Below are 22,732 nucleotides of genomic sequence, written 5' to 3' on the forward strand. Positions count from 1 at the left end.
TGGCTCGGATGTTGAACCCGGAACTGCTGACAGCGCTCCATTATTGCGCCGTGATCACCCTGACCGGCGCCATCACCTCGGAGTACTTTCTGTTCCGGCGCGGCATGTCCATCGAACAGGTGCGCAAGCTGCTGCTGGCGGACAGCCTGGCGGCGCTGGCGCTGCTGTTCATCTTCATCACAGGCGTGCTCATGGTACTCGCCCACCCGCTGCAACCGGCGGCCCTGCTGGCCAATCCTGGCTATCGCACCAAGCTGCTGCTATTCTTCGCCATGGCCCTCAGCTTCGGCTACCCCAGCCGGCTGTTCCATCACTGGCGCCGCTCCCTGCGTCAGGGACGCGCCCCCATAGTCTCCATCCAGCAGCAGTTCTGGGTGATCTGGATCCTCAGGGGCAACCTGCTGATGCTCGCCCTGCTGCCCCTGCTCGCCAGGCTGGCAAGCGGCTGATAGCGTCCCCGGGCTGGCCCCCATCTGATTGCAAATCACCGGCGACAACCCCCCCCGCAGACGGGTATCGTACTGACAGGGCCCGAGTACCCCTGTTACTGCTCTCTCAGGGATGAATCTGTATGCGTTCAAACATGATGTTATTGATGGCCGCCGCCATCTGGGGGTTGGGCTTCGTCGCCCAGCGCCTGGGGATGGATCACATGGGGCCTTTCACCTTCAACGGCCTGCGCTTCCTGCTCGGTGCCGCCTCCCTGCTGCCGCTGCTGTGGTGGCTCAAGTCGCGCCAGCCCAGGCCGCAAACCGGGTCACCCGCGGGCGATCGCCGCCTGCTGCTGGTCGGGGGCCTGATCGCCGGGGGCGTGCTGTTCAGCGCCGCCTCCCTGCAACAGGTGGGGCTGCTCTACACCACGGCCGCCAAGGCGGGCTTCATCACGGGTCTCTACATCATACTGGTGCCCGTCATCGGCCTGGCCCTGCGCCACAAGACAGGGGCCAACACCTGGATTGGTGCCCTCATCGCCATGGCCGGGCTCTACTACCTCAGCGTGACCGAGGAGTTCACCATAGGCTACGGTGATCTGCTGCAGGTGATCGGCGCCCTGTTCTGGGCCATTCACCTGCTGGTGCTGGATCACTACTCGAACCGGGTCGCCCCTATCCGCCTGGCGGGCGTGCAGTTCGTGGTGTGCGGCCTGCTCAGTCTTGGCACTGCCTTTGTCATCGAAACCCCGACCCTCGGCGGCGCCGTGGCGGGCTGGCAGGCCCTGCTCTACGCGGGGCTGGTCTCGGTCGGCATCGGCTACACCCTGCAGGTGGTGGGTCAGCGCGGTGCCCATCCGGCCCACGCCGCCATCATCTTGAGCCTGGAGACAGTATTCGCCGCCATCGGCGGTGTGCTGCTGCTGGGGGAGCATCTGGACGAGCGAGCCATAGTGGGTTGCGCCCTGATGCTGGCTGGCATGTTGATCTCCCAGATCCGCCTGAGATGGTGGTGGAAGTCCCGCCGGGACAAGGTGCCCAGCCAACCCTGAACGAGCGCACCTTGGTGGGCTGCGCCCTGATGCTGGCTGGCATGCTGATCTCCCAGATCCGGCTGAGATGGTGGTGGAAATCCCGTCGGGACAAGGTGCCCAGCCAGCCCTGATACGGGCGGCATGCTGCGCGGGGAAGAGGGTGCCGCCGGGATGGGGCCACCCACCCCCAATAAAACGAGGCGCCTTTGGGCGCCTCGTTTTATTGCCGCAGCGTTATCGCACGCTGGAGCAGAAGCTGACATCGTCCTGCAGGGGATCATTGCTCACGCTGTGATAGAGCTCGAAACAGGGGCCGCTGCCAAACTCCAGCCCGGCGGACACTATGTCGCCTATGTGCTACTGCCAGCGCGGCCCGTACTGATTGCGATCCGTGATGAGGTAGCGGGACTGGGCGTAGCGCCCGGCGGGGATGAGCTGGATTTCCACCTCCCCCGTCCCCTGGGTCCCCACCGGCACCGTGACACCTATGTCGGTGCGACACTGGGCCGGCGGCGTCACTTGCGGGTTGTCATGGTAGATGAAGATCCACTCCCCCTGCTCCAGAGCGCGGGGCGCGGCCCACTGGTGCAGGCGGTTGCAGACGGCGTCATAGCCTTCGCCATAGGGGCCTGTGGCCCGGATATAGGCCAGGGTGCGGGCATCCATCTCGACGGTTTTCATGGTGTTGCTCCTTGCTGATGAGTGGCCTTCAGCATAAGAGAGGGGGGCATCCCATGCGTGTCCATCCTTGCGCTCATGGTGTCCGTTCTTGCCCTTGTCACGGCGAAACTCCCCCGGGGTGCAGCCATAGTGACGGCGAAACGCCTTGGCAAAGGCCTGGGAGCTGGCGAGACCCGCCCCCAGGGCGATGGCGGTGACGCTGGCGTCTGTGTAGCAGAGCTGCCAGGCCGCCCGCTGCATCCGCAGCCGCCGGCACATCTCCCCCGGCGCCTCCCCCACCACGGCGGTGAACACCCGGTGGAAGTGGTAGAGGGAGAGGCAGGCGCGGCTCGCCAGCTCCTCGATGGAGAGATCCGGCTCCTGCTCCAGCGCTCGCAGCACGGGGGTCAGGCGCTCGCGATAGTCGATCACGGGCGGACCCTCGCCATATAGAACACATCCACATAGCGCCCCTGCCGGAAGGCATAGTCGCGGGCTCGCCCCTCTTCCACAAAGCCGAACTTGCGATAAAGCGCCAACGCAGCTTCGTTATCGACGAAAACCGTCAGTTCGATCCGGTGCAGGTTGAGCCAGTTATCGGCCAGATCCAGTGCCGCAGCCATCAGTGCGGAGCCAACCCCCTTGCCCGCCCAGTCATCCCGCACCCCCATGCCAATACCTGCCACATGCTTGCGTCTGGGATTGGGCTCCACATGCAATGCTATCTGGCCCACCAGCCCCCCATCTACCTCCGCCACCAAGGCGACTACATCACTGCTCTCCAACCGCTTCTGCCACTGGCTAAGGGGAGGCGTGGGCAGGTGCAGAGTGCCCGCCTGAGCATTGGGCAGGGCGTAGAGATCCCGCAAGGCGGGGGCATCGGTGGGTTCGGCATGACGGATAGTAATCTGCATATGAGGCTCCTTCTCGAAACCCCCATCATGCAATATCCGGCGCGGTTACACATCCCCCCGCACCCATTTGTCTTTCCTATCAAAGGGCTAGGAAAAGCCCATTGGCCCATCACTGTGCAGATCCGTAGGCTGACCCCCTATCAACAAGGAGAGATATTCATGACTGACAAGACCCTGCACAGCGCCAACGGTGCCCCCGTCATCGACAACAACAACAGCCTCACCGCCGGCCCCCGCGGCCCGGTGCTGATGCAAGACATCTGGTTGATGGAGAAACTCGCCCACTTCGACCGCGAGCGTATTCCCGAGCGAGTGGTTCACGCTAAAGGCTCCGGCGCCTACGGCACCTTTACCCTGACCCACGACATCAGCAAGTTCAGCAAGGCCGACCTGTTCAACACAGTCGGCAAGCAGACCCCTGTCTTCCTGCGCTTCTCCACAGTGGCCGGTGAGAAGGGGGCCGCCGATGCCGAGCGGGACGTGCGCGGCTTCGCCCTCAAGTTCTATACCGAGCAGGGCAACTGGGATCTGGTGGGCAACAACACCCCGGTCTTCTTCATCCGCGATCCCCTGAAATTCCCCGACTTCATCCACACCCAGAAGCGGGATCCGCGCACCAACCTGCGCAGCGCCACCGCCGCCTGGGACTTCTGGTCACGCCACCCGGAATCCCTGCATCAGGTCACCATCTTGTTCAGCGATCGCGGCATCCCCAGGAGCCTGCGGGAGATGAACGGCTACGGCAGCCATACCTTCAGCTTTATCAACGATGCCAACGAACGCTTCTGGGTCAAGTTCCACTTCAAGACAGAGCAGGGCCACAGCTTCTACACAGATGAAGAGGCGGCCAATGTCGTCGGGCAGGACAGGGAGACCAGCCAGGCGGATCTGTTCAACGCCATCGAGCAAGGCAACTTCCCGCGCTGGAAGGTCTATGTGCAGGTGATGCCGGAGGCCGAGGCCCAGACCTACAAAATCCACCCGTTCGACCTCACCAAGGTGTGGCCGCACAGCGACTACCCGCTGATCCCGGTCGGCGTGCTGGAGCTTAACCAGAACCCGGACAACTACTTCGCCCACGTGGAGCAGGCGGCCTTCACCCCGGCCAACGTGGTGCCCGGTATCGGCTTCTCGCCGGATCGCATGTTGCAAGGGCGACTCTTCTCCTACGGTGACACCCAGCGCTATCGCCTCGGCGTCAACCACGGCCTGCTGCCGGTCAACGCCCCGCGCTGCCCCTTCCACCACGGCGCCCATCGTGATGGTGCCATGCGCTCCGACAGCAATGGCGGCGCCAGCCCCAACTACCAGCCGAACCGCTTCGGCACCCAGCAGCCGAGCGAGCAGCACGAACCGGCCCTGAGTCTGGAAGGAGCCGCCCTGCACTACGATTTTCGCGACCATGACAGCGACTACTACAGCCAGCCGGGGGATCTGTTCCGCATCATGGACGAGGGGCAGCGTGCTCGCCTCGCCGCCAACCTGGCGCGCTCTCTCATCAATGTGGAGGATGACGCCATAGTCGCGGCCCAGCTCAAGCACTTCGAGCAGGCCGATCCCGAGTACGCCAAGCGGGTCGAGCTGGCACTGGCCGCCTTGCAGCGCTAAGCCGCAGATCTGAAAAAGCAAAACGGGGGCCTGATGGCCCCCGTTGTCATGATGCTGACGGTGATGAATGAAAAACGGAGCCCGAGGCTCCGTTTTTCAATGCGGTATCAATCCCGGACGCAGCGCCCTCGCGCTCTTCCCACTCCCTTGCCAACAAGCGTTTGTATCACCAGCTCACGACGGCAACGACCTTGTGCATTGGCAGAGCGGCACCATTATCCACCTGCGGTAATAAAGCTGCCTGCGGTAATGAACCAGTGGTTATGAATAGGAAACGGAGCCCGAGGCTCCGTTTTTCAATGCAGTATCAATCCCGAACGCAGCGCCTTCGCGCTCTTCCCGCTCCCTTACCAACAAGCGTTTGTATCACCAGCTCACTAGGGCAACGACCTTGTGCATTGGCAGAGCGACACCATTATTCACCCGTGGTGATGAATAAGAAACGGAGCCCGAGGCTCCGTTTTTTCAATGCAGTATCAATCCCGAACGGAACGCGCTTCGCGCTCTTCCCGCTCCCTTGCCAACAAGCGTTTGTACCACCAGCTACTGCGACGACGTTGTGCATTGGAAGAGCGACGAGCCATTTCTTAGGTTCCAGCCAAGAGAAGAAAGGAGCTGCATTATGCGACAGGGATCACGGCCGTGTCTGTAGCTGGATCAAGAAAAGGCTCACTGACCCACCCTGATCGTCTCCCTGTTGGCCACCCCCTCGTCAATCGGCTCGTAGATGGCGGGTTCGCGCCAGGCCAGGGGCCCGTTGCTCTCCTGCTCGTTTTGCGGGCCGCACTCAAGCCAGAGATCCCCCTGCTGGATGCGAGATCCGAGGGAATATTTCTGATCCTGATACCAGCAGACCCGCTCGGGCAACGAGCCCAGGGGCAACACCAGATCCGTGCCCGCCGAGGGCAAACAGACAAAACGCGGTTCGGATCATGAGTGACACCTGTGACAACGAGAGAGTGATCCCCTAAAGCGACCACCAGCGTCGCCGACTTGACCAATAAGTGTCGGCTCATCTGGCATTCCGGAAGCAATATGATAGCCTGCCAGCGCCCGCCGCTCCCCATGAGTGAAGAGCCGGGCCAGTTCGGGTCATGCTGTCGGGAAAAGACAGTATATAACCTTATTAATCAAATAATTACTTGGATATGTTGTCGATGCGTATCATGCCGTTGCTCAAGGCCGCCTGCCTGAGTCTGATGTTGTCCGCCTGCGTGGCCCCCTTGCTGATGATGAGCCCCACCAGCCAGCTGATGTGGGCCCTGCTCAAACCCCTGGTCGGTTTCGATCCGAACGAGGCCAACCTGTTCGAGCAGCCGCTGATCAAGGACAGGATGACCGCCATGCTGGGGCCCAACTACGACAGCACCATGCAGCTGCTCAAGACGGCCAACGAGTTGCAGCAGGAGGGGCCGCTGTTTTATGTGGTTTCCCGCTACGCCCCTGTGCCGGATGTGGCCAAACAGGCCGGCATGGTGTGGAACGCCGACACCAACCAGCTCTCCGTCATGTTGCAGAAAGGAGACGGCGCGACTCAGGTCTTCGGCGAGAATCTGACGGCGGCGACCCCGGCCTGGCCGAGCGCCATGCAGGAGTGGCAGGCCGGCAACCCGACCGCCACCGCCCTCACCGACGCCGGCAAGGTGATGACGGGAACCAGCGGTTCCCTGCTTGGCAATGTGATGGGCAACCTGCAACAGAGCGCGACCCAGGCCCTGGCCGACTCCACCAGCCAGGTGATCGGCAGTGCCACTGCCCAGGCGCAGCAGCAGGCGACCAAAGCGGTGAGCGACTCGGCCACCCAGGCGGTCGGCAGTGCCACAGCCCAGGCGCAGCAGCAAGCGAGCAAGGCGGTGAGCGACTCGGCCACCCAGGCGGTCGGCAGCGTCACCACCAAGGCGCCGCAGCAGGCCAGCAAGGCCGTGAGTGACTCAGCCACCCAGACGGTGAGCGATGCCACCGATCTTCTGCGGCAAGCCAACCAGGCCGTGAGCCACTCCGCCCAGCAGGCGGTCAGCGACACCGCCAAGCAGGCCGCAGCCAGCGCGCAGCAACAGGCGGACAAGGCCGTCAGCGACACCGCCAAGCAGGCGGCAGCCAAGACGCAGCAACAGGCGGACAAGGCCGTCAGCGACACCGCCAAGCAGGCCTCAGCCAGTACGCAGCAACAGGCGGACAAGGCCGTCAGCGCCGCAGCCAAGACGCAGCAACAGCTGAGCAAGGTGGTAAGCGGAGCGACCGGCACCATGCAGGCGCAGGCCGACAAGGTGGAAACCCAGGGGATGAAGCAGAGCGATCAGGCCAGGGCGGATGCCGAAGCCGAGCTGGAGAAGCTGCTCAACTAAGAGGGCGAACCCGTTCACCATGCAAACAGGCCATCCTAGGATGGCCTGTCGTTTATCTGCGAATGGGCAGGGGAGCCTTACAGGTGGCGGTCCTGCTCGTTGGGCTTGGCCACCTTGTCTTCGCTGTGCTCGATGGCGGTGCGAATGAGGTCGACCCCGGCCCGGATGATCAGCACCCCCATGTTGACCAGCTTGACGCAGACCCACATGAAGGTGATGAGCAGGATCAGCTTGAGCACCGTCTGGAAGGCTTCCAGGAAGTTCTGCTCCAGCTGGCTGGTGAGGCCATTGGCACTGGTCATCAGCCAGGTGTAGACCTCGCGCACGAACGGGATGCGGCTCGGCATCTCCAGCACGTCCAGTGCGGCAGGCAAGGCCTGGAAGATGACGATGCTGCCAAACAGTATCAGGATGACGCCGATGGCAATCCCCAGGAAGAAACCGAACTGTCGCATGAAAGGCCCCAAGATGTGTTGAATGAGAAGAACAATAGCCGCCAATACTAGGGACTGCCCGCGCCGACGGCAATCCTTGCGCCCCAGATTGGGCCGAGACGCCCCCTGCCGGCGCCGGCCATCCACCGGAAGTCATTGCCCAAGTATCTGATTTCTGTGACCCTTGTCCCCATCTATTCCCTTAGTCGCGCCATCATGCTCAGACCCGCTCTTTTACTGCTTCTGCTGCTCGGCTCCCTGTCATCTTCCCTGTTCGCCGCCGAGGCGCCCCCCGGGGCGGCCGCCTGCGTGATCCGCCATCAGCAGGAACTGTTGCTGGTCCAGGACAGGATCTCCGATCGCTACAGCCTGAGTGGCGGCTACATAGACGGGGGCGAGACGCCCGCCCAGGCGGCCCTGCGGGAGCTGTTCGAGGAAACTGGGCTCCATGGCCGGATCACCGGGGAGCTGGGGCGCTGGCAGCGCGCCACCGTATTCGCCTGCCAGACGCTGACCCCCATCCGGGCCCAGCGCGGCTCGGGTTTTGTCTCCCTGCTCCAGGCCCCCAACCTAGGCGGCGAGATCCTCAATGCCAGGCTGATCGATGCCGCCCGCCTGCCCCATGATCAGCGTCGCTTCCCGACGCAACTCGACTGGATCACTCCCAGGCTGGCCCAGGTCCCCGAGAGCGAGGTGCTGTGGGTGTCGGACTTCAGTCGCGAAGGCAGCGCCCTGCACAGGGCCGAGCTGCCGCTGATCCAGCGTCTGCAGCAGTGGCTGGGGCCAGACGCAAGCTGGCTCGAGGTCGGCAACCTGCTGGGATCGGCGGCCTTCCAGCTGGCCCTGCTCCCCTTCTTGCTCCCCTTGCTGGGCTGGCCAAGGCTGCGCAACCTGCTGTTTGCCATGGTGCTGCTCACCCTCTTGGTGCAACTGCTCAAGGAGGGGATAGCCTGGCCCAGGCCCTTCCACCTCGACCCCATGCTAGGGCAGCGGAGCGCACAGGGCTTTGGCATGCCGAGCGGCCACACCGCCTCGACCCTGCTGTTCTGGGGCCTGCTGCTCGGCGCCCTGCCCACACTCAAAGCCTGGCAGGGCATGGGGCTGGCCCTGCTGCTGGCAGCCCTGGCCGGGCTGGCCCGCGTCTGGCTCGGCGTGCACTTTATCTCGGACGTGGCGGCCGGCCTGGGTCTCGGTGCCCTGCTGCTGGCACTGCGCTCCCCCCTGGCGGCACTGGCGCAGCGCCAAGCCCCCTGGGTGCTATTGTTGCTGGCCAGCGCCCTGGCGGGTTGGCTGACCCAATCCAGCGCCCTGGCAGGGCTCGCCATGTTCACCCTGGGGCTGGTATCGGGTAATCTGCTACAACTCGAACGACACCCAACTCCCGCCCTCCATGCCACACTGCTGGCCCTGGCGGGCGGCCTGCTGATCGCAGGGGGGCTGTTCGTGCTCCCTGTGCTGACCGACAGCTCGCTGCTGATCCTGGCGGGAAAAGGGTTACTCTATGGCTGCCTGGGGTTCTGGCTGAGTGCCGCGCTCTGGTGGCTGCTGTCTTTTATCCATACTGGCGCCGGATCCCGGCGCCCCACCCCTCGTTAAAGGGAACGCAATGCATATGAAAAAAGTGGATTTGGCCAAGATCACCCTGGGCCTGCTGTTTCTCAGCCTGCTCATCATCTCGTGCTTCATGGTGCTGCGCCCCTTCCTGCCCGCCCTGGTCTGGGCCACCATGATCACCATAGCCACCTGGCCGCTGATGCAGATGGCCCAGCGCCTGCTGTGGGGCAAGCGCGCCTTGGCAGCCCTGCTGATGAGCTGCATCCTGCTGCTGATGTTCGTCATCCCCCTGTTCATGGCGCTGGCCAACGTGGCGGAGAAGGCCCCCATGCTGATCGAGCTGGGCACCCGCATCAGCCACTCCCCGCCCCCCGCGCTGCTCTGGCTGCAACAGGTGCCTCTGGTCGGCGACAAGCTGTTTGAGTTCTGGCAGCAGATACTGGCGAGCGGCGGCCAGGTGCTGTTCACCAAGCTGGCCCCCTACTTCGGCCAGACAGCCCGCTGGCTCGCCTCCCAGGCGGGCAACCTCGGCCTGCTGTTCGTCCACTTCCTGCTGACGGTGGCCATCTGCGGCCTGCTCTATCACTCTGGGGAAAAAGCCGCCGACGGCATTCGCCGCTTCGCCCACCGCCTGGCGGGCCAGCGTGGTGACAACGCCGTCGTGCTCGCCTCCCAGGCCATCCGCGCCGTCGCCATGGGGGTGGTGGTGACCGCCCTGGTACAATCCTCTGTGGCCGGGATAGGCCTGCTGATTGCCGGCATTCCCTACGTCATGATCCTGGTGGTGCTGATGTTCCTGCTGATCGTCGCCCAGATAGGACCCTTCCCGGTGCTGCTGGCCAGCGTGGGTTACCTCTACTGGAGCGGGGATACTACCTGGGGCACCTTCCTGCTGGTCTGGTCCCTGCTGGCGGGCACCATGGACAACTTCCTGCGCCCCTTCCTCATCAAGCGCGGCGCAGATCTGCCCCTGATCCTGATCCTGGTCGGCGTCATCGGCGGCCTGCTGGCGCTCGGCATCATAGGGCTCTTTATCGGCCCAGTGGTGCTGGCGGTGGGCTACACCCTGCTGGATGCCTGGATAAAAGAGGGGGAGCAAACGCCCGCCCTGGAGGCGCCCGCGTCGCCCCCGGCGGAGTGACCCGCCCGCAAGAGAAGCAAGACGCCGCCCACTGGGCGGCGTCTTTTTTTTGCACAGCCTGGGCCCGGTCGCGGCTCACATAGAACCAAAGTTCGAATCGTCTCGCCAAAACACGAACCAGGGTTCGAATCCGCCCCCCTCCCTCCCCTAGGCTCCCCGGGCCCCTGCCGCCACAATGCCTGCTCCATTGGAGGAGGAGGCAAGATGAACGAACTGAGAGCAAAACGGGCCCTGATCAGCGGCGGGGCCAGCGGCATAGGGCTGGCCATCGCCGAGGCCCTGGCCAGCCAGGGGGTGGAGCTGATCCTGGCTTCCCGCCGCCTGGGGCTGCTGGAGCAGGAAGCGGCCAGACTGGAGACACGATACGGGGTGAGAGTCATGGCGCTGGCGCTGGATGTGTGCGACGGCGACCAGGTGCGCGCCCGCCACGCCGAGGCTCGGGAGCGGCTCGGCCCCATCGATCTGCTGATCAACAACAGCGGGGTCGGCAGCGATCACCTGGTGCAGGATCTGCCGGAATCGGAGTGGGATAGAGTCATGGACACCTGCGCCAAGGGGACCTTCCTGCTGACCCAGGCCTGCCTGCCGGACATGCTGGCGAGCCGCCATGGCACCGTCATCAACATCGCCTCCCAGGCCGCCAGACACGGCTATGCCAGGGCCAGCGTCTATTGCGCAGCCAAGTTTGCCGTCCTGGGGTTCGCCAAGGCGTTGCGGGAAGAGGTGCAGCATCAGGGCATCCGGGTTCATACCCTCTGCCCCGGTCTGGTCCAGGTGCCGCCCCCGTCCTGCCCGGGGGATCGCAAGCCCGGCTGGTTGCAGGTGGAGGATCTGGCCGAGGCCGTGCTCTACACCCTGCGCCAACCCGCCCATGTCCAGCTCGACGAGATTGGCATGACGGGGATCTGAGCGAGGCGTTATAGAACGGCAGGGGCGCCGCGGCGCCCCTTGTCTTAGGTCACACCGGCAGAAGCGGCCAGCGCGGGATATCAGGCCGGTTGGTGCAGGGTGATGCAGTGAATGCCGCCGCCCCCCGCCGCCACCGGGTCTATGTTGACCGCCACCACCTTGCGCCCCGGGTAGAGGCGGGCAAGCAGATCCTGGCAATAGCGGTCGGCCGCCTTGTCGCCGAACTCGGGGACTATGACGGCCCCGTTGATCGGCAGGTAGTTGATGTAGCCGGCAGCAAAGTCCCGGCTGCGGCTGAATTGATTGTCCCGCACATCCAGCGGGGGCGGCAGCACATGCAGCTCCAGCTTGTTGCCGTCCGCATCCGTGGCCTGCTGGAGTATGGCCAGGTGCTGGCGGGTCACCTTGTAATCATAAGAATCGGGGTCGTTGTCCAGGTTGATCACCACCACCCCGGGGCGCACGAAGCGGGCGTAGAAGTCGACGTGGGCATCGGTGATGTCCTTACCCTTGATGCCCGGCAGCCAGATGATTTTGCGCAGTCCCAGGTTGACCTTGAGCTCCGCCTCCACTTGCGCCTTGGTGAGGCCCGGATTGCGATTGCCGTTGAGCCAGCAGCTCTCGGTCAGGATGGCGGTGCCCTTGCCATCCACCTCTATGCCCCCGCCTTCGCCAGTCAGCCTGCTCTGCAGATAATGGGCATCTGCCTGGGTGCTGACCCACTCGGCCACGCCCCCATCCTGCTCGTGCTCCTGCTTGTCGCCCCAACCGTTGAAGTTGAAGTCCACCAGCCCGAGCGATCCCTGTTCGTCTTGCACGAAGACGCCGCCGGTATCCCGCAGCCAGATGTCATCCAGCTCGGCAACGATGAAGCGGGTGTTGTGCTCGCCGCACAGCTGGCGGGCCAGCGCCTCCTCCTCTTCGCGGCAGAGCACGTTCACCTCGGTATGGGGCGCCATGGCCTGCACCAGGCGTCCTATGGTGGCCTGTACCTCCTGGTAATCGCGACCCCAGATGTCACGGCTGGCACCGAAGGCGACCCAGACCCTGGCCTGGGGCCCGGCCTCGTCCGGCATATGGTAGCGGCCAACGGCGCTCGCCTTGGCCTCCGGGGTGGCGGCCTGGGCTCGCGGCAGGGCGCTCAGTCCGGCCAGCGCCCCCATGGCGACCAGCTGTTTCAATACTTGGCGTCGGGATGACATCTCTTTTACTCCTTGGATTCAGAAACTGCTCTTGAAGCGGGTCCAGGTTCGCATGCGGGCACGCATCTGGGATTGTGCAAGATCCTGGCCCGGGATGAGGCGCCCGTAGCTGGCCTCATCCAGATAGATATCCGGGTTGGCTGTCATGGTGGCATCCACCATGGATCTCGCCTTGGCACTGGCGGTCGGATAGCCGGTGCTGTTGGTGATGGCGGCCATGTTGGCCGGGCGCATCACAAAATTGATGAAGGCGTAGGCATAGTCAGGATGGGGCGCATCCACCGGGATCGCCATGGTATCCATCCAGATAGTGCTCCCCTCCTTCGGCAGCCGGTATTCAAAGTCGCTGCGCTTGCCCGCCTCGGCGGCGGCGCGCCTGGCTTGCGTCATGTCGCCGCTGTAACCCAGCGACAGGCAGAGGTCGCCGTTGACCAGCTGGGTCACCGGCTGGGACTGGAACTTGCGGATATGGGGCTTGAGCCCCTTGAGCAGCGCCAGCGCGGCATCCAGATCCTCGGCCTTGCCGCTGTGGGGATCCCGCCCCAGATAGTGCAGCACCACGGCCAGCACCTCGTCGGGGGAGTCGATGATGGAGATGCCGCAGTCGGCAAATTTTGCCGCCAGTTCTGGCTTGAACAGCAGGTCGAGACTGCCCACCGGGGCATCCGCCATCCGCTGCCGGATCATGGCTGCGTTATAGGTGAGCCCTATGGTGCCCCAGGTGTAGGGCACCACCGCATCCCGTGAATGGGGATAGGCCTGCTGCAGCCGCCGCAAGCCGGGCTCTATGTCCGCCAGGTGCTCTAGCTTGCCCTGATCCAGCGGTTGCAGGCTGCCCGCCCGCATCAGCCGCTCCGCCACCGTATCACCGGGAAAGATCAGATCATAACCGCTGCGACCGGCCATCAGCTTGGCCTCCAGGGTCTCGCTGCTGTCCATGACGTCATAGATGACCCGGATCCCTGTCTCTCTGGTAAAGGCGCTGAGGGTATCGGGGGCGAAGTAGTCGGCCCAGTTGTAGAGCCGCAGCACCTTCTCCTCCCCTGTTGCCGCATCGGCCTCCCCGGCCTCGGCCGCAAGGCTCAGCAGCAGGGCCAGGCAGCCCATCCACCCGAGTGTCTTCCTGATCATGATGTGGTTACTCCCCTGTGATTGGCCGCCGCCGTGCAACTATCAGCCCAACAGCGGCCAGGCGGGCTGCTGCTGGGTGATGCAGTGGATGCCGCCGCCGCCGTGGGCCAGCCGGTTGATCGAGACCGGCACCACAGCCCTTTGCGGGAAGGCGCCTTGCAGCACAGCCGCCGCCTCCCGGTCGCTCGCCACCCCGTAGGCGGGCATGATGACGGCGCCGTTGACTAGGTAGAAGTTGGTGTAGGAGGCGCAGAACACCTCGGCCTCCGTGTCTATGGCCTCGCTCGCGTCGTACAGATCCTGCAACTCGAAGGTGCGCCCCCTGGCATCCGTGGCCAGGGCCAGGGCGCGGCGGTTCTCCCTGACGATACGGGCATAGGTCGAGGCGGCATCCCGGGTGGCATCCACCAGCAGCTGGCCGGGGCGACTGAAGGCGCAGACCCCGTCCACATGGCCGTCCGTCATGTCGCCGGTGACGTGGTCGGGATCCCCCGGCAGCCAGATGGTCTTCTCGATACCGAGCAGGCGACCGAAGATCTGCTCGATCTCACCCTTGCTGATCCCCGGGTTGCGGTTGCTGTTGAGCAACACAGACTCAGTGGTGATCAGGGTGCCTTCGCCGTCCACATGGATGGCGCCCCCCTCGTTGGCCAGAAAGCTGCCGATACACTCCAGCTCCAGGCTGTTGAGGATGCGGCGAGCCAGCCCTTCGTCCAGCTGATGGACCGACTTGCCGCCCCAGGCGTTGAAGCGCCAGCTCACCCCGGCGCTGCCCAGTTCGGGGTGGCAGATGAAGGTGGGGCCTGAGTCGCGGCACCAGCTGTCATCCACCGGAATGGGGACAAGGGTCACCCTGTCTTCACAGAGGGCACGCGCCTCGGTCAGCGCGGAAGGGTCGACCACCAGCCTGACCGGCTCGAACCGGGCAATGGCGTTGACCACCCGGGCGAAGTCCTGCTGCACCTCGGCCAGGGTGACGCCCCAGCCGGATTCCCACAGCGCCTTGTTGTGGGGCCAGACCATCCAGGTCGCGGCGTGCTGGCACCATTCGGCGGGCATGAACCAGCCCTTTGCCACTATTCCCTGTTCCCGCATATTCCCTCTCTGATTAGGTACTATTAAGGTTGATGACGATGGGAATAGACTGTTCCCACATAACACGGCGAACAAACGATCGATTTTCTGTGCAAGTGATAAGTGGAGCTAATCAATGATGTTCAAACACTGGCCCCCGCTCAACGTGCTGCGGGGCTTCGAGGCGGCGGCTCGCCTCGGCAGTTTTCATCAGGCGGCGCAGGAGCTGCACCTCACCCAGTCCGCCATCAGCCAGCAGATCCGCTCCCTGGAGGAGCTGCTCGGCCAGCCGCTGTTTCACCGGCAGGGGCGCTCGGTCGCCCTGACCGATGCGGGGCAGGATCTGCTGGAGACCACCCAGAGCGTGCTGCTGCAACTGGCGGTGGGGATCCAGCGCCTCGAGCAGTACCGCAAGCCGAACCAGCTGGTGCTCAACACCAGCACCGCCATCGCCCGCCACTGGCTGCTGCCCCGACTGGGGGCGTTTCATCGCCAGCACCCCGACATCGATCTCTGGCTCTTCACCAGCGACGAGGTGCCCGATCTGGCCGAACAGACCATAGATCTCGCCCTGCGCTGGGATCTCGCGCCGCAGGCCGAGTGTCGCCATCAGCCACTGCTGGCGGACAGGTTGCTGCCGGTGGCCGCGCCTGCCGTGCTGGCCCAACCGGCGCCACAGCGCACTACCCTCCATGGTGAACGAGAGCTGGACTGGCACCACTGGACGCTCAAAGGGGGGGAGGATCTGCAACTGCAGACCCGGGGGCTCAACTTCTCCGATCCCGGCCTGCTGCTGGAGGCGGCCAACGCCGGGCTCGGTGTGGCGCTGGTGAGCGAACAGCTCTCCCAACCGGCCAGGGAGCAGGGACAGTTGCTGCCGCTCTCCGCTTGCAGGGTCAAGGGGCCGCAGTGGGATCTGCTGGTGCATCAGGAGAGCGAAGGGATGCCGGAGTGCCGCGCCTTCTGTCACTGGCTCGGCCAGCAATTTACCGAGGGGGCGGCGGGCGGGAATGAGGATGCCATTGCCGCCCTCTGAGGCAGGTCACTGAATCTGGCGAACGGGCATGGTTAAATGGTCGGCCTCTCTCTATGCCGGATATTGCATGTGACCCTGCCATATGACCGCCTGCCGCTCCAACCCTTGCCTGACTATGGGTATGCCTTCTGGCTGCGCGCTTATCGGATACTGCCGTGACCCTGCCATCTGACCGTCTGCCACCCCAGCCCTGCCCTGACTATCTGCAGGCCTCCTGGCTGCGCTGCGCCCACCAGACCAGCGCCACCCTCTGGCATCCGCCCCACAGTGCCAAGGGGCAGACCTTGCAGAGCCTGCGCCAGCGCAAGCGGGACTTGCTCACCACAGGCGAGATGGCCCTCGAGGATCTCTACGAATTTATGGAGGGGCGCCCCTGCGCCCTGCTGCTCACCGACGAGAGCGGCTGTTTGCTGGCCCGCACCGGCCATCGCGAGACGCTGGCAGAACTCGAAGCGCTGGGCTTTGGCTCCGGCGCTTTTTTTAGCGAGGGGCGCATCGGCACCAATGCCATCAATCTGGCGGCGCTGGAGGGAGTGCCGCTCTGCGTCAGCGGCCCCCAACACTTCAACCAGACCCTGCACCCCTGGCACAGTTGCGCCAGCCCGGTTTACAACAGCAACGGCCGTCAGGTCGCCATCATGGCCCTGGTCTGCCGGGTGGAGGAGGCAACGGTCGGGGATCTGGCGCTCACCGTCAGCGCCGGTCGCGAGCTGGCCCATCTGCTGCAGATGGAGCGCCTGATGCAGGAGTCACAGCACCACCTGAGCGAGCTTTACGCCCTGCTCGATGGCATGGATGACGGCGTGCTGGCCTGGGATCCGCAAGGCAGGCTGCGCTACCTCAATGCGCTGGCGGCACACCGGCTGCGGCTCGATCCGGCGCTCTGCCTCGGCCAGCCGCTGGAGCAGCACCTGCTGCTGCCCCAGCGTTTGCAGCTGGCCATCAAGGGGCAGACGCCACTGAGTCATGTGGAGGTGACGCTGGAGCGGCTCGGGGTGCATTCCGGGGAGTTCATCAATGCGCTGATAAGCCTCAAGCCGCTGCCGGGGCCGGAGGGGGTCAGCTTTATCGCCCTGCTGCATCCGGTCGACCGGCTGCGGGCCATTCACCAGCTGCGCCAGACGGTGCCCGAGCTGTCGGCCCTAGTGGGGGAATCGAGCGCCATGCGCAAGCTGCTGCGCCACACCAGACAGGCGGCCCAGAGTCAGGGACCGATCCTGCTGCGCGGTGAAGAGGAGGTAGGCAAGGCCCAGCTGGCGGAGGCCATCCACTTTGGCAGCGAACGGGCCGCCGGGCCCCTCGTTACCCTCAACTGTCAGGCGCTGCCGAGCGAGCGGATGGCGCTTGAGCTGATGGGCTCCGACGAGGCGGGGCAGGAGCGGGCGGGAAAGTTCGAGCTGGCCCACGGCGGCACGCTAGTGCTGGAGCAGGTGGAGTGCCTCTCTGCTCCCATGCAGGCGGCGCTGCTGCAACTGCTCAAAACAGGCCGCATCCAGCGCTTCGATTCGGCCCGCGTGCTGCCGCTCAAGGTGCGGATCATAGCGACCAGTAGCGCCCCGCTGGAGCAGCGGGTGCAGGAGGGGCAGTTCGGTCGCCAGCTGCTCTATGCCTTGCAAACCTGCGAGCTCTGGCTGCCGGGGCTGCGGGAGCGCAGTGCCGATCTGCCCGGCCTTATCAGTCAGCAGCTAGGGGCGCAGGGGCGCGAGCCGGTACGCCAGTTCAGCCCGGCGGCCCTCGACTGTCTGCTCGCCTATCCCTGGCCCGGCAATCTGGGGGAACTGCGTAGCGCCGTCGAGCATGCCCTGCTCCACGCCAGTCAGGGGCAGATCCCACCGGAGGCACTGCCCGCCGCCATTCGTCACGGCCATCAGCTGGTGGCGGACGAGGTGGTGGGGCAACCGCTGCTCACCTTGGCGGAGCTGGAGCGCCAGGCCATCTTACGCAGCGCCCACGCCTGCAAGGGACAGGTCAGCCAGATGGCCCGGCAACTGGGCATCAGCCGCACCACCCTCTGGCGGCGGCTCAAACTGCTCGGGATCGATCCCGCCGACTACCACGGATAGCTGTCACGCACAGAAACGCCCTTGCAAAAAAAACGACAAGGCCCCGCACTGGCGGGGCCTTGATAAAGCAATGGGAGCCTCAGTCGCCGAAGCGTTCCACTGCCAGTTGCTGGAAGCAGCTCAAAGCCGCATCGGCATCCTCCCCACGCGCCAGCAGGGTGAGTCTGTCGCCCTGGCGCACGTTGAGCATGGCGAGCCGGGTCAGGCTGCGGGGGTTGGCCTCTTTATCCCCCTTTTGCAACTTGAGTTCAGCGGCAAAGGGCTTGAGGGCGGCCACCAGTCGGGCGGCGGGGCGCACATGCAGGCCGTGGGGGTTATCCACCACCACCTCGCAGCGCAGCCAGCCGTCGTCGGCAACGGGGGCTGTGTCAGTGGCGGCCTGCGCCGCGCTGGCGGGCAGCATGGCCTGTTTCGGGCCCAGGGCACCGAGCGCCTCAGCAGCTACCTCGTCAAGGCTCAGACCGGAACCGGCCGCCACCACGGCGGCCAGGGTGCCCTCGACCAGCGGGGCGGGGCAGAGTCGCACCCGGGCGCTTAACTCGGGGGGCAGGAGTTCGAGGGCGGTCTCGGCGCTCAAGAGAGCGCTGCCGAGATCCATCAGCACCAGCACGCCGCTGCCGTCATCCGCTTCTTCAATCGCACTCATCACCGCGATGGCATCGGTGCCTATGGGGTGGTCGGGGTCATCGACCCCGGCCGCCAGCAGCAATCTGGCCGGGCTGCCGAGCTGATCGGCCAGCGCTTTCAATCCGGCCGCCAGCATGGCGCTGTGAGAGACAACGACGATTCCTATCATGTCACAACCTCGCTCTGTCACGCAGGGCGGTCAGCAGCAGCAGGGTCGAGGTGGCCCCGGCATCCTGATGGCCTATGCTGCGCTCGCCGAGATAGCTGGCGCGTCCCTTGCGGGCCTGCATCTGTATGGTGGCCTCGGTACCGGCCGCAGCGGCGGCCACCACCTTGTCCAGCGCATCGTTGAGGGAGAGCTCTTGCTGCTGGGCCTGTTGCAGGGCGGCCAGCGCCGGCCACCAGGCATCGCACATTGTCTTGTCCCCCGGCTCGGCACGGCCGCGGGAGACTATCCCCTCGACCCCGTCGCTCAGCATCTTGCCAAGCTGGCTGAGGCTGAGGCTCTGACAGGCGTCGGTACTGGCCGCCGCCCGGATAAAGAAGGTGCCGTAGAGGGGGCCGCTGGCGCCGCCAACCGAGGAGAGCAATGTCATGCCGGTAGTTTTCAGCACCTGACCTATGTCTTTGTCCGCCACCGCGGGCAGCTTCTCGGCCACCTTGGTAAAGCCGCGCTGCATGTTGAGGCCGTGGTCGCCGTCACCGATGTCGGTATCCAGCGCAGTGAGGTAGTCACGCTGCTCGGCAAAGATGTGCTCGCAGTCGAGCAGCCAGTTGACGATCTGATGTTTGCTTAGCATGAGAATAAAGGCTCCTTAGCAGCCGCGACGCAGGGCTGGGGTGTGAACGGGGGCATCCCACAGGGTCATCAGCTCATCATCCACCTTGAGCAGGGTGATGGAGATGCCGGTCATGTCGAGGGAGGTGCAATAGGGGCCAATCAGGTTGCACACCAGATGGATGCCCGCCTCTTCGCACAGGGTGGCGAGGCGGCCATAGACGCCATAGAGCTCTGAGATGGGGGTGCCGCCCAGGCTGTTAACCAGGGCGATGACACGATCGCCCGCATTCAGCTGTTCGATAAAGGTGTGCTCCTCCTGCCAGCTGCCGGAGGCTCTGTCCCAGTGGCGCAGGGTGCGGCCATAGGGGGTGTTGTCAGAGAGCTCTTCGAACATGTCGTCCACCAGGGTATTGAGGTCGGTGAAGGGGCGACGCGCTATGCCCGGCTCGCCGTGGATGCCTACGCCAAACTCCATCTCGTTGTCCGCCAGGGTGAAGGAGGGCTTGCCGGCGGCAGGCACTGTGCAGGCGTGCATGGCGACGCCTATGGTGCGGCTCTGGTTGTTGATGCGGCGAGCCAGCGCTTCGCAGCGGGTCAGGTCATAGCCCGCCTCGGCGGCGGCCCCCACCAGTTTCTCGCACAGCACTGTGGTGGCAACGCCACGGCGACCGGCGGTATAGAGGCTGTCTTTCACCGCCACGTCGTCATCGATCAGCGAGAAGCCCACCTTGACCCCGTCGCCGTGCAGCAGCTCGACCGCGGTCTCGAAGTTGAGCACGTCGCCGGTGTAGTTCTTCACCAGAAACAGCACGCCCGCGCCGCCATCGACGGCCTGACCGCACTCGTACATCTGATCCGGGGTCGGGGAGGTAAAAATCTCGCCGGGGCAGGCGCCATCCAGCATTCCTTTGCCCACCAGACCGCCGTGCATCGGCTCGTGACCGCTGCCACCGCCGGAGACCAACGCCACCTTGCCCATCACGGGGGAGTCGGCGCGGGTGATGTAGTGGGGTTCAATACGTACCTTGAGCTCGGGGTGGGCAGCAGCCATCCCCATCAGTTGTTCACGGACCACGGCATCGACGGCATTGATCAGCTTCTTCATGGCTCACTCCTTGGCTTGCCACCGCACGGGTAGGCAGATGGTTGATGAAGCCAGTCTAACGGGATAAATCGGGAGAAAAATGACGGCCTGTTCGGTTCGGATTTGAAACAGCAGAGGGAGTATCTACGTTTCAATATGAAACGGCGCTGGGCAAACGGGCGGGAAACTGTTAACGGCCTCACAGCCATGAAAAAGGGCCCCGCAGGGCCCTTCGCTATCACCGGAAGCCTTAGATGGCCCAGCCACCGGCATAGAAGATCACCAGCGCCACGGCGATGATGACGGTGCCGACGTTGAGTTTCTTCCACTCGGCAGCAAACAGACGACCCACGACCAGCGCCACGAAGCCCAGCATGATGCCGGTGACTATGTTGCAGGTCAGCACTATGAAGACGGCGCACAGCATGCCGGCGAGAGCATCGACCGAATCGCTGAAGTCCAGCTTGGTGACGTTGCCCAGCATCAGCAGACCGACGTACATCAGTGCCGGTGCTGTGGCGTATGCAGGTACCAGATAGCTCAGCGGGGAGAGGAAGATCATCAGCAGGAAGAGCACGCCAACCAGTGCAGCGGTCAGACCGGTTTTGCCACCGGCTGCGGTACCTGCGGCGGATTCGATGTAGACGGCAGCCGGAGCACCACCCACCACGCCAGCAACCATGCTGCTGACGGAGTCGGCAGTCAGGGCCTTGCCGCCGCTGATGATGTGGCCACGCTCATTGATGAGGCCCGCCTGACCGGCCACGGCACGTATGGTGCCGGTCGCGTCAAACACGGCTGTCATCACCAGCGCCAGCACGGTCGGGATCACCACCGGATTGAGGGCGCCCAGCAGATCCATGCTGCCTACCAGCGAACCTTTCTCGCCGGTCAGGCTCGGCATGGCGAAGAAGCCCTGCCAGGTCACGTTCGGGTCGAAGATAAGGCCGAGAATGGAGATGGCGATGATCACCATCAGGATGCCGCCCGGCACCTTGCGACGCTCCAGACCGAAGATGGCAGCCAGACCCAGCACAGTCATGATGACAGGGAAGGAGGTCACTTCACCCAGCTGAACCGGCAGACCGGCCCCTTCGTTCTTGATCACCATGCCAACGCCGTTGGTGGCGATCAGCAGCAGGAACAGACCTATACCTATGCCGGTGCCGTGGGCGATGCCGGAGGGGAGGTTATCCAGGATCCACTGGCGCACGCCGGTGACGCTGATCAGGGTAAACAGCACACCCATCAGGAAGATGGCGCCCAGCGCGACCGGAATGCTCAGTCCCTGACCCAGAACCAGACTGAACGCGGTAAAGGCGGTGAGGGAGATGGCGCAACCTATGGCCATTGGCAGCTTGGCCCAGAGACCCATCAGCAGGGAGCCGAAGGCGGCGATCAAGCAGGTCGCCACGAAGACGGGGCCCTGCTCAAAACCGGCGGCACCCAGCATGTTCGGCACCACTATGATGCTGTAGACCATGGCCAGGAAGGTGGTCAGTCCGGCCAGCAACTCCTGGCGGACTGTGCTGCCACGCTGGGTGATGGAGAAATAGGAGTCCAGAAACCCGCTATTGCCGGTGCGGGCCGTCATTTCTTGCGTTGCCATAACTCATCCTGAATGTGTGAAGGAAATCGTTTGCGTAATGGCGCGCAAAATAGCAAGAATTTGGCGAGATTGCAGCGGATCAGCCACCATTTTCCCGAACTTTTCCATTTTAAGCCTCATTGGAGGCCTCAACTTCCACATGGGAAGCTCCCCTTCAGCTTCTACACTCTTAGCTAGCCCCCATCAGCCGGAGACAAGCCCATGCACACAGGCAACCTGCTTGGCCAGATCCCCTCCCCCCTGCCCAATGAGGTGTTTACCGACCTGGTCAGCACCAATCACTTTCGCATCGAGCGTATCCTCTCCCAGGGACAACAGACCCCCACGGGGGAATGGTTCGATCAGGATGAACACGAGTGGGTAGCGCTGATACAGGGCGAAGCCATTCTGGTCTTCATCACACCGGATACCGGGCTCCAGGAGCGCGTTCACCTTGGACCCGGGGACTACATCAACATCCCGGCGCACCTTCAGCACAGGGTGGAGTGGACTCATCCTACCGAGACCACCGTCTGGCTCTGCATCTACTACTAGGGAAGTCCCTTGGCACAGTGACAAAGCACAACGAAAGAAGCCCAATCGACAGATTGGGCTTCTTGGACTCAGATGCTGAATATCCAAAAGCAAAAAGGCCTTCCCGTGAGGGAAGGCCTTTCAAATTAGTGGCGGAGCGGACGGGGAGGCGGACACAGTCCGGCTCAAGCACAAGGAACCACAGGCAGGGACCGAGTTGCCAGTGGCAAGTCGCAGCCCTGTCTGTGGTCCCTTGTTTCCTTAATCCCGTTCACGAAAATCCAAAAGCAAAAAGGCCTTCCCAATCGGGAAGGCCTTTCAAATTAGTGGCGGAGCGGACGGGACTCGAACCCGCGACCCCCGGCGTGACAGGCCGGTATTCTAACCGACTGAACTACCGCTCCGCTGTCTGGTTAGCATTTTGCTAAATTGTCTGCCGTTTCAACGAGGTGTCATCCTCTCGGCCAATCATGCAATGTGTGCACAACTGTTTAATTGGGTGCCTGGCAGTGTCCTACTCTCGCATGGCGAATGCCACACTACCATCGGCGCTACCGCGTTTCACTTCTGAGTTCGGCATGG

At 64.0% G+C, this 22,732-nt stretch carries 19 protein-coding genes, 1 tRNA gene and 3 pseudogenes; 11 read left to right on the forward strand and 12 right to left on the reverse strand.

The genetic code is table 11. From position 1 onward, the window contains the following. Window positions 1-8 precede the first annotated feature (8 nt). From AB5Y91_RS04435 to AB5Y91_RS04445, 3 genes and pseudogenes are all read left to right on the forward strand, one after another. On the forward strand, window positions 9-449 hold the full coding sequence (locus AB5Y91_RS04435) for a DUF2214 family protein (RefSeq protein ID WP_368169170.1): 441 nt from the start codon (window positions 9-11) through the stop codon (window positions 447-449). A gap of 122 nt (window positions 450-571) precedes the next feature. Next, window positions 572-1,483 carry a DMT family transporter gene (locus AB5Y91_RS04440; protein ID WP_106885589.1) on the forward strand — a complete coding sequence of 304 codons (912 nt, stop codon included), beginning with the start codon at window positions 572-574 and terminating at the stop codon, window positions 1,481-1,483. Then, window positions 1,477-1,596 (forward strand): annotated as a pseudogene (locus AB5Y91_RS04445) (EamA family transporter); the annotation flags it as partial. The gene AB5Y91_RS04440 and the pseudogene AB5Y91_RS04445, both read left to right, overlap by 7 nt. A gap of 103 nt (window positions 1,597-1,699) precedes the next feature. Here the strand turns inward: AB5Y91_RS04445 and AB5Y91_RS04450 are convergent. Both AB5Y91_RS04450 and AB5Y91_RS04455 read right to left on the reverse strand, forming a co-directional pair. After that, window positions 1,700-2,557: pseudogene (locus AB5Y91_RS04450) on the reverse strand (GyrI-like domain-containing protein). Further along, complete coding sequence (locus AB5Y91_RS04455; protein ID WP_368169171.1) at window positions 2,554-3,039, reverse strand: GNAT family N-acetyltransferase; 486 nt, start codon at window positions 3,037-3,039, stop codon at window positions 2,554-2,556. Before AB5Y91_RS04455 ends, AB5Y91_RS04450 begins: the two are co-directional and overlap by 4 nt. A 159-nt stretch (window positions 3,040-3,198) precedes the next feature. On the opposite strand from AB5Y91_RS04455, the gene AB5Y91_RS04460 reads away from it, so the two are divergent. Then, window positions 3,199-4,647 (forward strand): catalase, encoded by a 1,449-nt coding sequence (locus AB5Y91_RS04460; protein ID WP_368169172.1) that lies wholly within the window; start codon window positions 3,199-3,201, stop codon window positions 4,645-4,647. 669 nt (window positions 4,648-5,316) lie between these two features. Here AB5Y91_RS04460 and AB5Y91_RS04465 read toward each other — a convergent pair. Continuing rightward, window positions 5,317-5,544, reverse strand: a pseudogene (locus AB5Y91_RS04465) (DUF1496 domain-containing protein); the annotation flags it as partial. A 260-nt stretch (window positions 5,545-5,804) separates the two neighbouring features. Here AB5Y91_RS04465 and AB5Y91_RS04470 point away from each other — a divergent pair. Then, a complete protein-coding gene (locus AB5Y91_RS04470; protein WP_368169173.1) occupies window positions 5,805-6,992 on the forward strand; it encodes a hypothetical protein in 1,188 nt (395 codons plus the stop codon). 77 nt (window positions 6,993-7,069) lie between these two features. Here the strand turns inward: AB5Y91_RS04470 and AB5Y91_RS04475 are convergent, their stop codons facing one another. Further along, a complete protein-coding gene (locus AB5Y91_RS04475) occupies window positions 7,070-7,447 on the reverse strand; it encodes a hypothetical protein (RefSeq protein ID WP_368169174.1) in 378 nt (125 codons plus the stop codon). A gap of 195 nt (window positions 7,448-7,642) precedes the next feature. Between AB5Y91_RS04475 and AB5Y91_RS04480 the strand changes: the two genes are divergently transcribed. The 3 genes from AB5Y91_RS04480 (at window position 7,643) to AB5Y91_RS04490 (ending at window position 11,030) form a co-directional block, all read left to right on the forward strand. Continuing rightward, the gene (locus tag AB5Y91_RS04480) at window positions 7,643-9,022 is read left to right on the forward strand and encodes a phosphatase PAP2 family protein (RefSeq protein ID WP_368169175.1); all 1,380 of its coding nucleotides are present in this window, start codon (window positions 7,643-7,645) and stop codon (window positions 9,020-9,022) included. Between the two features lie 10 nt (window positions 9,023-9,032). Next, window positions 9,033-10,121, forward strand: coding sequence for an AI-2E family transporter YdiK (gene ydiK / locus AB5Y91_RS04485; RefSeq protein ID WP_171275278.1), 1,089 nt, complete (start codon window positions 9,033-9,035; stop codon window positions 10,119-10,121). A 204-nt stretch (window positions 10,122-10,325) separates the two neighbouring features. After that, window positions 10,326-11,030, forward strand: coding sequence for an SDR family oxidoreductase (locus AB5Y91_RS04490; protein WP_368169176.1), 705 nt, complete (start codon window positions 10,326-10,328; stop codon window positions 11,028-11,030). Between the two features lie 80 nt (window positions 11,031-11,110). On the opposite strand, the gene AB5Y91_RS04495 is transcribed toward AB5Y91_RS04490, so the two are convergent. Genes AB5Y91_RS04495 through AB5Y91_RS04505 form a run of 3 tightly spaced genes read right to left on the reverse strand, consistent with a single transcriptional unit; the run spans window position 11,111 to window position 14,458 of the window. After that, window positions 11,111-12,232: an agmatine/peptidylarginine deiminase gene (locus tag AB5Y91_RS04495; RefSeq protein WP_368169177.1), complete on the reverse strand. Its 1,122-nt coding sequence runs from the start codon at window positions 12,230-12,232 to the stop codon at window positions 11,111-11,113. Between the two features lie 18 nt (window positions 12,233-12,250). Further along, complete coding sequence (locus tag AB5Y91_RS04500; protein WP_368169178.1) at window positions 12,251-13,363, reverse strand: extracellular solute-binding protein; 1,113 nt, start codon at window positions 13,361-13,363, stop codon at window positions 12,251-12,253. 42 nt (window positions 13,364-13,405) lie between these two features. Next, on the reverse strand, window positions 13,406-14,458 hold the full coding sequence (locus tag AB5Y91_RS04505) for an agmatine/peptidylarginine deiminase (protein ID WP_368169179.1): 1,053 nt from the start codon (window positions 14,456-14,458) through the stop codon (window positions 13,406-13,408). Between the two features lie 115 nt (window positions 14,459-14,573). On the opposite strand from AB5Y91_RS04505, the gene AB5Y91_RS04510 reads away from it, so the two are divergent. Both AB5Y91_RS04510 and dhaR read left to right on the forward strand, forming a co-directional pair. After that, window positions 14,574-15,473, forward strand: coding sequence for a LysR substrate-binding domain-containing protein (locus AB5Y91_RS04510; RefSeq protein WP_368169180.1), 900 nt, complete (start codon window positions 14,574-14,576; stop codon window positions 15,471-15,473). 161 nt (window positions 15,474-15,634) lie between these two features. Further along, complete coding sequence (gene dhaR, locus AB5Y91_RS04515; protein ID WP_368169188.1) at window positions 15,635-17,536, forward strand: dihydroxyacetone kinase operon transcriptional regulator DhaR; 1,902 nt, start codon at window positions 15,635-15,637, stop codon at window positions 17,534-17,536. Between the two features lie 79 nt (window positions 17,537-17,615). Here the strand turns inward: dhaR and dhaM are convergent, their stop codons facing one another. The 4 genes from dhaM to AB5Y91_RS04535 all read right to left on the reverse strand — a co-directional run bounded on the left by dhaM (window position 17,616) and on the right by AB5Y91_RS04535 (window position 21,637). Then, entirely contained in the window at window positions 17,616-18,332 is a 717-nt protein-coding gene (gene dhaM, locus AB5Y91_RS04520) for a dihydroxyacetone kinase phosphoryl donor subunit DhaM (protein ID WP_368169181.1), read from the reverse strand. Between the two features lies 1 nt (window position 18,333). Continuing rightward, on the reverse strand, window positions 18,334-18,963 hold the full coding sequence (gene dhaL / locus AB5Y91_RS04525; RefSeq protein WP_368169182.1) for a dihydroxyacetone kinase subunit DhaL: 630 nt from the start codon (window positions 18,961-18,963) through the stop codon (window positions 18,334-18,336). Between the two features lie 15 nt (window positions 18,964-18,978). Further along, window positions 18,979-20,049, reverse strand: a complete 1,071-nt coding sequence (gene dhaK / locus AB5Y91_RS04530) for a dihydroxyacetone kinase subunit DhaK (RefSeq protein ID WP_368169183.1) — start codon at window positions 20,047-20,049, stop codon at window positions 18,979-18,981. A 229-nt stretch (window positions 20,050-20,278) separates the two neighbouring features. Further along, window positions 20,279-21,637 (reverse strand): NCS2 family permease, encoded by a 1,359-nt coding sequence (locus AB5Y91_RS04535; RefSeq protein ID WP_368169184.1) that lies wholly within the window; start codon window positions 21,635-21,637, stop codon window positions 20,279-20,281. 201 nt (window positions 21,638-21,838) lie between these two features. On the opposite strand from AB5Y91_RS04535, the gene AB5Y91_RS04540 reads away from it, so the two are divergent. Further along, window positions 21,839-22,171, forward strand: coding sequence for a cupin domain-containing protein (locus AB5Y91_RS04540; RefSeq protein WP_033130088.1), 333 nt, complete (start codon window positions 21,839-21,841; stop codon window positions 22,169-22,171). A 306-nt stretch (window positions 22,172-22,477) separates the two neighbouring features. On the opposite strand, the gene AB5Y91_RS04545 is transcribed toward AB5Y91_RS04540, so the two are convergent. Then, window positions 22,478-22,554: transfer RNA gene (locus AB5Y91_RS04545), tRNA-Asp, on the reverse strand. Window positions 22,555-22,732: the final 178 nt, after the last annotated feature.

The sequence above is a fragment of the Aeromonas sp. R4-3 genome (assembly GCF_040908275.1).
GTDB lineage: Bacteria > Pseudomonadota > Gammaproteobacteria > Enterobacterales > Aeromonadaceae > Aeromonas > Aeromonas rivipollensis.